Origin of the sequence: Pseudomonas sp. 203-8, from assembly GCF_020708595.1 — a bacterium.
Taxonomy (GTDB): domain Bacteria; phylum Pseudomonadota; class Gammaproteobacteria; order Pseudomonadales; family Pseudomonadaceae; genus Pseudomonas; species Pseudomonas aeruginosa.
Window position 1 is genome coordinate 175219 of record NZ_JAJFDF010000008.1, and the last position, 12900, is coordinate 188118.

A 12900-nucleotide genomic window follows, 5' to 3' on the forward strand; every position below is an offset into this window, starting at 1 on the left:
AGTATTTTGCCTGCCTTCTTCGAGCCGGTGCAGCGCCTTCACGCTGCATCGGCCGCTTTCGCTCATGAGGACAACGCTATGCAACGAACGCCAGCCATGCGTGTACTGGTTCCGGCCCTGCTGGTCGCGATTTCGGCCCTTTCCGGGTGCGGAAAAAGCGAGGCGCCGCCGCCGGCGCAAACGCCGGAGGTCGGGATCGTGACCCTGGAAGCGCAGACGGTGACCCTGAATACCGAGCTGCCGGGCCGGACCAATGCGTTCCGCATCGCCGAGGTGCGTCCCCAGGTGAACGGCATCATCCTCAAGCGCCTGTTCAAGGAAGGCAGCGACGTCAAGGCCGGGCAGCAGCTCTACCAGATCGACCCCGCCACCTACGAGGCCGACTACCAGAGCGCCCAGGCCAACCTGGCTTCGACCCAGGAACAGGCCCAGCGCTACAAGCTGCTGGTCGCCGACCAGGCCGTGAGCAAGCAGCAGTACGCCGACGCCAATGCCGCCTACCTGCAGTCCAAGGCGGCGGTGGAGCAGGCGCGGATCAACCTGCGCTACACCAAGGTGCTGTCGCCGATCTCCGGCCGCATCGGCCGTTCCGCGGTGACCGAAGGCGCCCTGGTGACCAACGGCCAGGCCAACGCGATGGCCACCGTGCAACAGCTCGACCCGATCTACGTCGACGTCACCCAGCCGTCCACCGCCCTGCTGCGCCTGCGCCGCGAACTGGCCAGCGGCCAGTTGGAGCGCGCCGGCGACAACGCGGCGAAGGTCTCCCTGAAGCTGGAGGACGGTAGCCAATACCCGCTGGAAGGTCGCCTCGAATTCTCCGAGGTTTCCGTCGACGAAGGCACCGGCTCGGTCACCATCCGCGCCGTGTTCCCCAACCCGAACAACGAGCTGCTGCCCGGCATGTTCGTTCACGCGCAGTTGCAGGAAGGCGTCAAGCAGAAGGCCATCCTCGCTCCGCAGCAAGGCGTGACCCGCGACCTCAAGGGCCAGGCTACCGCGCTGGTGGTGAACGCGCAGAACAAGGTCGAGCTGCGGGTGATCAAGGCCGACCGGGTGATCGGCGACAAATGGCTGGTTACCGAAGGCCTGAACGCCGGCGACAAGATCATTACCGAAGGCCTGCAGTTCGTGCAGCCGGGTGTCGAGGTGAAGACCGTGCCGGCGAAGAATGTCGCGTCCGCGCAGAAGGCCGACGCCGCTCCGGCGAAAACCGACAGCAAGGGCTGATCAAGGGGATTCGTAATGTCGAAGTTTTTCATTGATAGGCCCATTTTCGCGTGGGTGATCGCCTTGGTGATCATGCTCGCGGGCGGCCTGTCGATCCTCAGTCTGCCGGTCAACCAGTACCCGGCCATCGCCCCGCCGGCCATCGCCGTGCAGGTGAGCTACCCGGGCGCCTCGGCCGAGACGGTGCAGGACACCGTGGTCCAGGTGATCGAGCAGCAGATGAACGGGATCGACAATCTGCGCTACATCTCCTCGGAGAGTAACTCCGACGGCAGCATGACCATCACCGTGACCTTCGAACAGGGCACCGACCCCGACATCGCCCAGGTCCAGGTGCAGAACAAGCTGCAACTGGCCACCCCGCTACTGCCGCAGGAAGTGCAGCGCCAGGGGATCCGGGTGACCAAGGCGGTGAAGAACTTCCTCATGGTGGTCGGTGTGGTTTCCACCGACGGCAGCATGACCAAGGAAGACCTGTCGAACTACATCGTTTCCAACATCCAGGACCCGCTCTCGCGGACCAAGGGCGTCGGTGACTTCCAGGTGTTCGGCTCGCAGTACTCGATGCGCATCTGGCTCGACCCGGCCAAGCTGAACAGCTACCAGCTGACCCCCGGCGACGTGAGCAGCGCGATCCAGGCGCAGAACGTGCAGATTTCCTCCGGCCAGCTCGGCGGCTTGCCGGCGGTCAAGGGCCAGCAGCTCAACGCCACCATCATCGGCAAGACCCGCCTGCAGACCGCGGAGCAATTCGAGAACATCCTGCTCAAGGTCAATCCCGACGGTTCCCAGGTGCGCCTGAAGGACGTCGCCGATGTAGGCCTGGGCGGCCAGGACTACAGCATCAACGCGCAGTTCAACGGCAGCCCGGCGTCCGGTATCGCGATCAAGCTGGCCACCGGCGCCAACGCGCTGGATACCGCCAAGGCGATCCGCCAGACCATCGCCAACCTGGAACCGTTCATGCCGCAGGGCATGAAGGTGGTCTACCCGTACGACACCACCCCGGTGGTCTCGGCCTCGATCCATGAGGTAGTGAAGACCCTCGGCGAGGCGATCCTCCTCGTGTTCCTGGTGATGTACCTGTTCCTGCAGAACTTCCGCGCCACGCTGATCCCGACCATCGCCGTACCGGTGGTGCTGCTGGGGACCTTCGGCGTGCTCGCCGCGTTCGGCTTCTCGATCAACACCCTGACCATGTTCGGCATGGTGCTGGCCATCGGCTTGCTGGTGGACGACGCCATCGTGGTGGTGGAGAACGTCGAGCGGGTGATGGCCGAGGAAGGCCTGTCGCCAAGGGAGGCGGCGCGCAAGTCCATGGGTCAGATCCAGGGCGCGCTGGTCGGTATCGCCATGGTGCTCTCGGCGGTATTCCTGCCGATGGCGTTCTTCGGCGGCTCCACCGGGGTGATCTACCGGCAGTTCTCCATCACCATCGTGTCGGCCATGGCCCTCTCGGTGATCGTGGCGCTGATCCTCACCCCGGCGCTCTGCGCGACCATGCTCAAGCCGATCGAGAAAGGCGACCATGGCGAGCACAAGGGCGGCTTCTTCGGCTGGTTCAACCGGATGTTCCTTTCCACCACCCACGGCTACGAGCGGGGCGTGGCGTCGATCCTCAAGCATCGCGCGCCGTACCTGCTGATCTACGTGGTGATCGTGGCCGGGATGATCTGGATGTTCACCCGCATTCCCACCGCGTTCCTTCCCGACGAGGACCAGGGCGTACTGTTCGCCCAGGTACAGACCCCGCCGGGCTCCAGTGCCGAGCGTACCCAGGTGGTGGTGGACTCGATGCGCGAATACCTGCTGGAGAAGGAAAGCTCTTCGGTCAGCTCGGTGTTCACCGTGACCGGCTTCAACTTCGCCGGCCGCGGCCAGAGTTCGGGCATGGCGTTCATCATGCTCAAGCCCTGGGAAGAGCGTCCCGGTGGCGAGAACAGCGTGTTCGAACTGGCCAAGCGCGCGCAGATGCACTTCTTCAGCTTCAAGGACGCGATGGTGTTCGCCTTCGCGCCGCCGTCGGTACTGGAACTGGGTAACGCCACCGGCTTCGACCTGTTCCTCCAGGACCAGGCGGGCGTCGGCCACGAAGTCCTGCTCCAGGCGCGCAACAAGTTCCTCATGCTCGCCGCGCAGAACCCGGCGCTGCAACGCGTGCGCCCCAACGGCATGAGCGACGAACCGCAGTACAAGCTGGAGATCGACGACGAGAAGGCCAGCGCCCTCGGCGTGTCCCTTGCCGACATCAACAGCACCGTGTCCATCGCCTGGGGTTCCAGCTACGTTAACGACTTCATCGACCGTGGCCGGGTCAAGCGGGTCTACCTGCAGGGCAGGCCGGACGCGCGGATGAACCCGGACGACCTGAGCAAGTGGTACGTGCGCAACGACAAGGGCGAGATGGTGCCGTTCAACGCCTTCGCCACCGGCAAGTGGGAATACGGTTCGCCGAAGCTGGAGCGCTACAATGGCGTGCCGGCGATGGAGATCCTCGGCGAGCCGGCGCCCGGCCTGAGTTCCGGTGACGCCATGGCGGCGGTCGAGGAGATCGTCAAGCAATTGCCGAAAGGCGTTGGCTACTCCTGGACCGGCCTGTCCTACGAGGAGCGCTTGTCCGGCTCGCAGGCGCCGGCGCTGTATGCGCTGTCGCTGCTGGTGGTGTTCCTCTGCCTGGCGGCCCTGTACGAAAGCTGGTCGATTCCGTTCTCGGTGATGCTGGTGGTGCCGTTGGGCGTGATCGGCGCGCTGCTGGCGACGTCCATGCGCGGCCTGTCCAACGACGTGTTCTTCCAGGTGGGCCTGTTGACGACCATCGGCCTGTCGGCGAAGAACGCCATTCTCATCGTGGAGTTCGCCAAGGAGCTGCACGAGCAGGGCAAGGGCATCGTCGAGGCGGCCATCGAAGCCTGCCGCATGCGTCTGCGGCCGATCGTGATGACCTCCCTGGCGTTCATCCTCGGCGTGGTCCCGCTGGCGATCTCCACCGGCGCCGGCTCGGGCAGCCAGCATGCGATCGGTACCGGCGTGATCGGCGGCATGGTCACTGCGACCGTCCTGGCGATCTTCTGGGTACCGCTGTTCTACGTGGCGGTCAGCACGCTGTTCAAGGACGAGGCGTCCAAGCAGCAAGCGTCCGTCGAAAAGGGGCAATGATATGAAACGGTCCTTCCTTTCCCTGGCGGTAGCCGCTGTCGTTCTGTCCGGCTGCTCGCTGATCCCCGACTACCAGCGCCCCGAGGCGCCGGTAGCCGCGGCCTACCCGCAAGGGCAGGCCTACGGGCAGAACACCGGCGCGGCGGCCGTTCCGGCCGCCGACATCGGCTGGCGCGAGTTCTTCCGCGACCCGCAGTTGCAGCAACTGATCGGCGTGGCGCTGGAAAACAACCGCGACCTGCGGGTCGCCGCGCTGAACGTCGAGGCCTTCCGGGCGCAGTACCGCATCCAGCGGGCCGACCTGTTCCCGCGGATCGGCGTGGACGGTAGCGGCACCCGCCAGCGTTTGCCGGGCGACCTGTCGACCACCGGCAGTCCGGCGATTTCCAGCCAGTACGGGGTGACCCTGGGCACTACCGCCTGGGAACTCGATCTCTTCGGCCGCCTGCGCAGCCTGCGCGACCAGGCCCTGGAGCAGTACCTGGCGACCGAACAGGCGCAGCGCAGCGCGCAGACCACCCTGGTGGCCAGCGTGGCGACCGCCTACCTGACGCTGAAGGCCGACCAGGCGCAGTTGCAGCTGACCAAGGACACCCTGGGCACCTACCAGAAGAGTTTCGACCTGACCCAGCGCAGCTACGACGTCGGCGTCGCCTCCGCGCTCGACCTGCGCCAGGCGCAGACCGCCGTGGAAGGCGCCCGCGCGACCCTGGCGCAGTACACCCGCCTGGTAGCCCAGGACCAGAATGCGCTGGTCCTGCTGCTGGGCTCCGGGATCCCGGCGAACCTGCCGCAAGGCCTGGGCCTGGACCAGACCCTGCTGACCGAAGTGCCGGCGGGTCTGCCGTCGGACCTGCTGCAACGGCGCCCGGACATCCTCGAGGCCGAGCACCAGCTCATGGCTGCCAACGCCAGCATCGGCGCCGCGCGCGCGGCGTTCTTCCCGAGCATCAGCCTGACCGCCAACGCCGGCACCATGAGCCGCCAACTGTCCGGCCTGTTCGACGCCGGTTCGGGTTCCTGGTTGTTCCAGCCGTCGATCAACCTGCCGATCTTCACCGCCGGCAGCCTGCGTGCCAGCCTGGACTACGCGAAGATCCAGAAGGACATCAACGTCGCGCAGTACGAGAAGGCGATCCAGACGGCGTTCCAGGAAGTCGCCGACGGCCTGGCCGCGCGCGGTACCTTCACCGAGCAGTTGCAGGCGCAGCGCGATCTGGTCAAGGCCAGCGACGAGTACTACCAGCTCGCCGACAAGCGCTATCGCACGGGGGTGGACAACTACCTGACCCTGCTCGACGCGCAACGCTCGCTGTTCACCGCGCAGCAGCAACTGATCACCGACCGCCTCAATCAGCTGACCAGCGAGGTCAACCTGTACAAGGCCCTCGGCGGCGGCTGGAACCAGCAGACCGTGACCCAGCAGCAGACCGCGAAGAAGGAAGATCCCCAGGCCTGATCGCCTTCCGCGCCATGCAAGAACGCCGACCCTAGGGTCGGCGTTTTTTTATCCTCGCGGAAGTCGGCGGGTCCGCGTCACGGACCCGCTCGGCCTTAGCGGTTGCGGGTCAGCAGTGCGGGGCGCTCGCCCTTGCGCCGCGGTTCCAGCTCGTCGAGCTGCTCGGCGGTGGGGAAGCGATCCATGCGCACCAGGTCGCGCTTGTTGATCACCACCGGCTGGCGGCTCGGCTGCTTGCCGGTGCCGTACTCGGACGGCTCGCGCAGCGGCGCGTCGCTCATCCGCGAGGCATTCTCGCGACCCTGGCCGCGCGGCTTGCCGGCGCGCGGTTTCTTCGCCTTGCCCTGGCCGGCACCCTGACCGCGAGCGCCGCCTTGAGCGGCGCCCTGGCTCTTGCCGCGAGCTTGGCCCTGGCCTTGGCCACGACCCTGCTGGCCGGTGCCGCCCTGGGGTTTCTGCTGGCCACCGCGGCGTCCGCGTCCCTTGTTTTCCTGGCCCTGGTAGGGGCTGACGTAGTCGGCGCGGTTGCCGAAATTGTCGAAGTCGTCGTCGAGGAACTCTTCCGGATCGCGATTACCGTCGACTTCCGGCGGCCGATTGGGCTTGGCCGGACGCGCTTCGCGGCTCTGCCGCGGCTGCTGCGCTTGGCCGGCCTCGCGGTTTTCCTTGTTCTTGCCACCGCGACGGCGGCGCTTTCCAGCCGGCTTCTCGGTACCGTCCTGGGCCGCAGCGACATTGCTGTCGGGGTTGCTCGCCTGGGCGTCTTTCGGCTTGCGCTCGCGGCTGCTGCGCCGTTCCTTGTCGCGGCGCGGCTGCTTCTGCGGCGCTTCGCGGGGCTCCGGCTGGGCCACCTCGGGCAGCACGGCCTCGGGGTCGAAACCCTGGGCATCGCCATCGGGAATACGCTGTCTGGTCATCTTCTCGATGGCCTTGAGCAGCTTCTCTTCGTCCGGCGCCACCAGCGAGATCGCCTCGCCGCTGCGTCCGGCTCGGCCGGTACGGCCGATGCGGTGGACATAGTCTTCCTCGACGTTGGGCAGCTCGTAGTTGACCACATGGGGCAACTGGTCGATATCCAGGCCGCGGGCGGCGATGTCGGTCGCCACCAGGATGCGCACGTCGTTGGCCTTGAAGTCGGCCAGCGCCTTGGTCCGCGCGTTCTGGCTCTTGTTGCCATGGATCGCGGCGGCCGGCAGGCCGTGCTTGGTCAGGTACTCGGCGAGACGGTTGGCGCCGTGCTTGGTACGGGTGAAGACCAGCACCTGTTCCCAGGCGCCGACGGTTACCAGGTGCGCCAGCAGGGCGCGCTTCTGCGGCGCCGGCAGGCGGAACACGCGTTGCTCGATGCGCTCGACCGTGGTGTTCGGCGGCGTTACCTCGATGCGTTCCGGGTTGTGCAGGAGCTTGTTGGCGAGGTCGACGATGTCTTTCGAGAAGGTTGCCGAGAACAGCAGGTTCTGGCGCTTGGGCGGCAGCTTGGCGAGAACCTTCTTCACATCGTGGATGAAGCCCATGTCGAGCATGCGGTCGGCTTCGTCGAGGACGAGGATTTCCACGTGGGACAGGTCGACCTTGTTCTGCCCGGCCAGGTCGAGCAGGCGGCCGGGGCAGGCGACGAGTACGTCGACGCCCTTGGCCAGGGCCTGGATCTGCGGGTTCATGCCAACCCCGCCGAAGATGCAGGTGCTGTTCAGCGGCAGGTCGCGGGCGTAGACCTTGAAGCTGTCATGCACCTGGGCGGCCAGCTCACGGGTCGGGGTCAGTACCAGCACGCGCGCCTGGCGCGGGCCGTGGCGGTGTTCGCGGTCGGGATGACCGGCGGGGAACAGGCGCTCCAGTACCGGCAGGGCGAAACCACCGGTCTTGCCGGTGCCGGTCTGTGCCGCAACCATCAGGTCGCGACCTTGCAACACGGCGGGAATCGCCCGCTGTTGCACGGGAGTGGGCTGGCTGTAGCCCGCAGCCTCCACAGCGCGGGCAAGCGCCTCGGAGAGTCCGAGGGAAGAAAAGGACATGCGGGTTTTCCTATATGGGCCGGGGCGAGGCCGGCTGCTGTGAAATCACCAAGTTCTGCGAACTCCTGTCTACCTTCGGGCCCTGTCGGCCAGGGCGGAAGGTCTGGCCGCGGCGCTGCGTATGCGCTCGGTGGCCGGTGTCGAACGGGTGCCCTCGCGGGCATGGCCGCGCACCTGGTCGGGGGCGCTGGCCGGTTCGCTCCCGGCCCTGGGTGGGGGGGCCGGGGGCAGCGTCAACGGAGGGCTGCGGTCAGAGCAGGTCACGCTGGCGCAAATGCTGGCGGATCTCGTTGGCCCGGGAGCCAAGGAGGTTGCGCAGCAAGCTGTGATTCAGCCAATCCTCGATTTGTTCCGCAATCGGTTCCTGCGGATAGCGTTCGATGGCATTGGTCGCGGCTTTCTCCCACCAGACGGGGCCGCAGGCCCGGTCGAACTCGTTACTGTATTCGTGGCAACCGTAGAGCAGTTCGATACTGAACTGGCGCATCGGAGCCGGCAACGGCAGGGTTCCCAGCTTGTACAGCAGACGCTTGGCACGCGGTGGGCGTGGCAGTCGATCGGTCACCTTGAGGGTGTCGTCGAGGGCTGCAGCGCTGAGAAGGGAGGAACCGTGCTTGCACAACCAGGCCTGGATCTTCGCGCGGAACAGCTGTTTCCGGCTCCAGTAATGGTGGATCAGGTCGGTACAACCCACCAGCTCCAGCCGCTTGTGGGCGGCGACGGCCAGGACGAATTCCTCAAGAGTATAGGCACCGTTGGCAATTGGATAGAGTTCATCCATTAATTCCAACGAACGGTCGAGTATTTTCGCCTCTTCCCGAGGCAGGCCGATGACGCCGGAGTTGAGCTGGTGCATCTCGTCGTCGGCCCAGCCGCGCTCGAACAGGTAGGGCGAGAGGTCGCGGTAGAGCGGGAAGTTACGGTGTTCGCCATAGCGCGCGCCGATCGCGTTGCACAGCAGGCTGCCGGGCTGGATGCGGTCGAACAGGCGCAGGGGCGAACTGTGGAAGAAGGTATCGGTGTCGATCAGCAATGCCTGGTCGGCGTCTTCCAGGGCGTCGCGCAGGGCCACGTGCTTGGCGCGGAAGTGATAGCCGTGCGGTTGGCACCAGGCGACCAACTCCTCGGCCGTCACTTCGCGGACCTGCACCGGCAGGCCGGCGTAGGGACTGGGGTCGTCGGTATAGACCCTGACCGTCAGGCCATGCGCCGCCCCGTCGCGGAGGTGGGCGAAGGCGCTGGCGATGCTGAACAGGGCTTCCTGGTGGTAGGTCTGTCGCCCGTAGACCAGGTAGATCAGATGCTTGCGTGAGTTGGCCATGTCTGTCGTGGATCGCGTGAGAGGCATCCCTGCCGGTATACGCTGCCGGGCCGAACCGCGTGGGCGGTATCAGCGTGGCAGCTGGAGATTCTTCCAGATCGCCAGGCTCGGATCGGCCTGGTTCAAAGTATAGAAATGCAGTCCCGGTGCGCCGCCCTCCAGCAGGCGTTCGCACATCTCGCTGATGACCTGCTCGCCGAAGGCCTGGATGCTGCGGCTGTCGTCGCCGTAGGCTTCCAGTTGCTTGCGGATCCAGCGCGGCAGTTCGGCGCCGCAGGCGTCGGAGAAGCGCGCCAGCTTGGAGTAGTTGGTGATCGGCATGATGCCGGGGACCACCGGGATGTCCACGCCGAGCTTGGCGACCCGCTCGACGAAGTAGAAATAGGCATCGGCGTTGAAGAAGTACTGGGTGATGGCGCTGCTGGCGCCGGCCTTCACCTTGCGCACGAAGTTCGCCAGGTCATCCTCGAAGCTGCGCGCCTGGGGGTGGACTTCCGGATAGGCGGCGACCTCGATGTGGAAGTGGTCGCCGGTCTCGGTGCGGATGAAGTCCACCAGTTCGTTGGCGTAGCGCAGTTCGCCGCTGGCCATGCCCATGCCCGACGGCAGGTCGCCGCGCAGGGCGACGATGCGGCGGATGCCGGCCTCGCGGTAGCGGCCGAGCAGTTCGCGCAACTCGGCTTTCGAGTCGCCGACACAGGACAGGTGGGGCGCGGTCGGCACCTTCACCTCGCCGTCCAGTTGCAGCACGGTACTCAACGTGCGGTCGCGGGTGGATCCGCCGGCGCCGTAGGTGCAGGAGAAGAAGTCGGGCTTGTAGCCCGCCAGGTTGCGGGCGGTGGCCAACAGCTTTTCATGGCCGGCCTCGGTCTTCGCCGGGAAGAACTCGAAGCTGAAACGGCGTTCGCTCTGACTCATGATCGGTTCCTTGGACGCGACCACGGCCGCGCCTCTTCTTGTTGATTCCGACTAGCGCCGGGTACTTCAGTAGTACTGGCGGTAGTGCTCGATTTTTTCCCGCAGGCGTCGGGCCGTCGCGGCGTGGGCATGGCCGAGGCGAGCGAGGATCAGCTGCGACTCCTGGTGGTAGTTCGCGATCTTGTCCTGGTTCCAGGTCTGCGGCGGTGGCTGCAGGTTGGTGATGCGGTCGCACAGCTTGACCAGGGCGTACTGCGCCGGGCCCTCGGCAAGCGCCTGGAGATAGTCGTCGAGGGAACGCTTGGGGCCGTCGCCCACGCGCTTGCTCAGGGCCTGCACGCCGGCACAGACGAACTCGCCGAACTGTTGCCGCAGCTCCTCGGGTGAGGTCGCCGTGTCTTCCAGGGTGTCGTGCAGGACCGCGATCTGCAGGGTTTCCCCGAGCCGTTCGATGGCACCGTCGCGATCGGCGGCCAGCAGCTCGTTGGCGACCATGCCCAGGTGCACCAGATAAGGCAGCGGCGAGCCGCTGAGGGTCTGGTTGCGGTGGGCGCGGGCGGCGAACAGCCAGGCCTGGTTGTAGCGATCGGCGAGGTGCGTGGACATCATGGGAGCGCTCATGCGAACGGGGCAGGCGCATGGCGCCTGCCCCGTGGTCCGCTTAGTAGCGATAGGTGTCCGGCTTGAACGGGCCTTCCACGCTCACGCCGATGTACTCGGCCTGTTTCGGGGTCAGCTGGGTGACCACGCCGCCGAAGCCCTTGACCATCTCCAGGGCCACTTCCTCGTCGAGCTTCTTCGGCAGCACTTCGACGCTCAGGCGCTTGGCCTTCTCGGCGGCCGGCAGGTCGGCGTACTTCTGCTCGAACAGGTGGATCTGCGCCAGCACCTGGTTGGCGAAGGAACCGTCCATGATCCGGCTCGGATGGCCGGTGGCGTTGCCCAGGTTGACCAGGCGGCCCTCAGCGAGAAGGATCAGGTAGTCGTCGTTGTGCGCGTCGAAACCGTCCTTGCCGGTGCGGTGGATCTTGTGCACCTGCGGCTTGACCTCTTCCCAGGCCCAGTTCTTGCGCATGAAGGCGGTGTCGATCTCGTTGTCGAAGTGGCCGATGTTGCAGACCACCGCGCGTTTCTTCAGCGCCTTGAGCATGTTGGCGTCGCAGACGTTGACGTTGCCGGTGGTGGTGACGATCAGGTCGATCTTGCCCAGCAGCGCGGCGTCGATGCTGGCCTCGGTGCCGTCGTTGATGCCGTTCTTGTACGGCGATACGACTTCGAAGCCGTCCATGCAGGCCTGCATGGCGCAGATCGGGTCGACTTCCGCGACCTTGACGATCATGCCTTCCTGGCGCAGCGACTGCGAGGAGCCCTTGCCCACGTCGCCGTAGCCGATCACCAGGGCCTGCTTGCCCGACAGCAGGTGGTCGGTGCCGCGCTTGATGGCGTCGTTGAGGCTATGGCGGCAGCCGTACTTGTTGTCGTTCTTGCTCTTGGTCACCGAGTCGTTGACGTTGATCGCCGGGACTTTCAGGGTGCCGTTCTTGAGCATGTCGAGCAGGCGGTGGACCCCGGTGGTGGTCTCTTCGGTGATGCCGTGGATGCGCTCGAGCATCTGCGGGTATTTCTTGTGCAGGATCTCGGTCAGGTCACCGCCGTCGTCCAGCACCATGTTGGCGTCCCACGGCTGGCCATCCTTGAGGATGGTCTGCTCGATGCACCATTCGTACTCTTCCTCGGTCTCGCCCTTCCAGGCGAACACCGGGATGCCGGCGGCGGCGATGGCGGCGGCGGCCTGGTCCTGGGTGGAGAAGATGTTGCAGCTCGACCAGCGGACTTCGGCGCCCAGCGCGACCAGGGTCTCGATCAGCACGCCGGTCTGGATGGTCATGTGGATGCAACCGAGGATCTTTGCGCCTTTCAGCGGCTGCTGGCCGGCATACTTGCGGCGCAGGCCCATCAGTGCGGGCATTTCCGATTCGGCGATGATCAGCTCGCGGCGGCCCCAGGCGGCCAGGGTGATGTCGGCGACCTTGTAGTCGGTGAAACCGGCGGGCGTCATGACAGCGCTCATGCGTAACTCTCCATTCGTTGTCTGCGAATGGGCGCCGTTGGTGCGTTGACAGACCGGCGAGGCCGGCCTGAGAGCGCGCTCCGTTCGAGCCTGACAGGCCTAGGCCTGCTGCAGCGCCCCTCGAACGGAAGGCGGGAGCGACCCGAAAGGGCCGCCTGAGCGGGCGATTATAGCGGCGCCACATGAAACTCCCAAGTCACCCCTGATACGCCGCTCGTCGCCGTGCGTCGCGCCCTCGGGCTGCGGCGATGCACCGCAGCGCAGAAGCGCGGGGAATTTGCGTGTCAGGATGCTAGAGTGCGCGGTCATGAGAATCGCTCCCATCTCCCGCTCACCGCTGCTGCAGTGGCTGAGCTTCGCCCTCTGTGCCTGCGTGCTGGTCAACGCGCTGGCTTGCGGCGTCCTGCACCTGCAGGCGCTGGGAGTGGGCAGCGACAAAGGGCAGAAGGCCAGCGTCGGGCTGTTCTGCGTCGCCGGTGCCAGCCAATGGCTATCCCTGGATCCCGACGACGGGTCCGCCGGCGATCCGGTACCGGTCAATCCCCAGTTGCCGGTGAGCTGCCCGATGTGCAGCGCCCTGGTGCTGTTCGTCGCGCTCGGGGTGATCTGGTCCTGGCGCTTGCAACGGCGACGCCAGGCGCGTTTCCGCCCGCCCGCCACGCGCGAGCCGGTGCCGCCCCGGTACGTCTGGCCGCCGGCCAACCCGCGCGCTTCCCCCGCCTGATCCTGA

The 12900-nt window shown here is 66.1% G+C and carries 9 protein-coding genes and 1 riboswitch; of the genes, 4 read left to right on the forward strand and 5 right to left on the reverse strand.

The features are described 5' to 3' along the window. Positions 1-78: 78 nt before the first annotated feature. The 3 genes from mexA to oprM are packed head-to-tail and all read left to right on the forward strand — an operon-like array spanning position 79 to position 5845. Positions 79-1230 carry a multidrug efflux RND transporter periplasmic adaptor subunit MexA gene (mexA, locus tag LJF27_RS19755; RefSeq protein ID WP_003118819.1) on the forward strand — a complete coding sequence of 384 codons (1152 nt, stop codon included), beginning with the start codon at positions 79-81 and terminating at the stop codon, positions 1228-1230. A gap of 15 nt (positions 1231-1245) precedes the next feature. Next, a complete protein-coding gene (gene mexB, locus LJF27_RS19760; protein ID WP_003107312.1) occupies positions 1246-4386 on the forward strand; it encodes a multidrug efflux RND transporter permease subunit MexB in 3141 nt (1046 codons plus the stop codon). 1 nt (position 4387) lies between these two features. Next, positions 4388-5845, forward strand: a complete 1458-nt coding sequence (gene oprM, locus LJF27_RS19765; RefSeq protein ID WP_003084633.1) for a multidrug efflux RND transporter outer membrane channel subunit OprM — start codon at positions 4388-4390, stop codon at positions 5843-5845. A gap of 95 nt (positions 5846-5940) precedes the next feature. On the opposite strand, the gene LJF27_RS19770 is transcribed toward oprM, so the two are convergent. The 5 genes from LJF27_RS19770 to ahcY form a co-directional block, all read right to left on the reverse strand. After that, the gene (locus LJF27_RS19770) at positions 5941-7860 is read right to left on the reverse strand and encodes a DEAD/DEAH box helicase (RefSeq protein WP_003099895.1); all 1920 of its coding nucleotides are present in this window, start codon (positions 7858-7860) and stop codon (positions 5941-5943) included. Between the two features lie 250 nt (positions 7861-8110). Beyond that, complete coding sequence (locus tag LJF27_RS19775) at positions 8111-9181, reverse strand: hypothetical protein (protein ID WP_003084637.1); 1071 nt, start codon at positions 9179-9181, stop codon at positions 8111-8113. A 69-nt stretch (positions 9182-9250) separates the two neighbouring features. Beyond that, on the reverse strand, positions 9251-10099 hold the full coding sequence (gene metF / locus LJF27_RS19780; protein ID WP_003084639.1) for a methylenetetrahydrofolate reductase [NAD(P)H]: 849 nt from the start codon (positions 10097-10099) through the stop codon (positions 9251-9253). Positions 10100-10165: 66 nt separating this feature from the next. Then, positions 10166-10720 (reverse strand): HD domain-containing protein, encoded by a 555-nt coding sequence (locus LJF27_RS19785; protein ID WP_029981941.1) that lies wholly within the window; start codon positions 10718-10720, stop codon positions 10166-10168. 40 nt (positions 10721-10760) lie between these two features. Continuing rightward, positions 10761-12170 (reverse strand): adenosylhomocysteinase, encoded by a 1410-nt coding sequence (gene ahcY / locus LJF27_RS19790; RefSeq protein ID WP_003099900.1) that lies wholly within the window; start codon positions 12168-12170, stop codon positions 10761-10763. A gap of 22 nt (positions 12171-12192) precedes the next feature. Next, a riboswitch (S-adenosyl-L-homocysteine riboswitch) is annotated at positions 12193-12298 on the reverse strand. Positions 12299-12477: 179 nt separating this feature from the next. On the opposite strand from ahcY, the gene LJF27_RS19795 reads away from it, so the two are divergent. Next, positions 12478-12894 (forward strand): DUF2946 domain-containing protein, encoded by a 417-nt coding sequence (locus LJF27_RS19795; RefSeq protein WP_003160904.1) that lies wholly within the window; start codon positions 12478-12480, stop codon positions 12892-12894. The last annotated feature ends 6 nt before the right edge of the window (positions 12895-12900 follow it).

Bases quoted from the DNA above. Each gene is read 5' to 3' on its own strand.
- mexA (WP_003118819.1), top strand. From the start codon at position 79: ATGCAACGAACGCCAGCCATGCGTGTACTGGTTCCGGCCCTGCTGGTC.
- mexB (WP_003107312.1), top strand. From the start codon at position 1,246: ATGTCGAAGTTTTTCATTGATAGGCCCATTTTCGCGTGGGTGATCGCC.
- oprM (WP_003084633.1), top strand. From the start codon at position 4,388: ATGAAACGGTCCTTCCTTTCCCTGGCGGTAGCCGCTGTCGTTCTGTCC.
- LJF27_RS19770 (WP_003099895.1), bottom strand. From the start codon at position 7,860: ATGTCCTTTTCTTCCCTCGGACTCTCCGAGGCGCTTGCCCGCGCTGTG.
- LJF27_RS19775 (WP_003084637.1), bottom strand. From the start codon at position 9,181: ATGGCCAACTCACGCAAGCATCTGATCTACCTGGTCTACGGGCGACAG.
- metF (WP_003084639.1), bottom strand. From the start codon at position 10,099: ATGAGTCAGAGCGAACGCCGTTTCAGCTTCGAGTTCTTCCCGGCGAAG.
- LJF27_RS19785 (WP_029981941.1), bottom strand. From the start codon at position 10,720: ATGAGCGCTCCCATGATGTCCACGCACCTCGCCGATCGCTACAACCAG.
- ahcY (WP_003099900.1), bottom strand. From the start codon at position 12,170: ATGAGCGCTGTCATGACGCCCGCCGGTTTCACCGACTACAAGGTCGCC.
- LJF27_RS19795 (WP_003160904.1), top strand. From the start codon at position 12,478: ATGAGAATCGCTCCCATCTCCCGCTCACCGCTGCTGCAGTGGCTGAGC.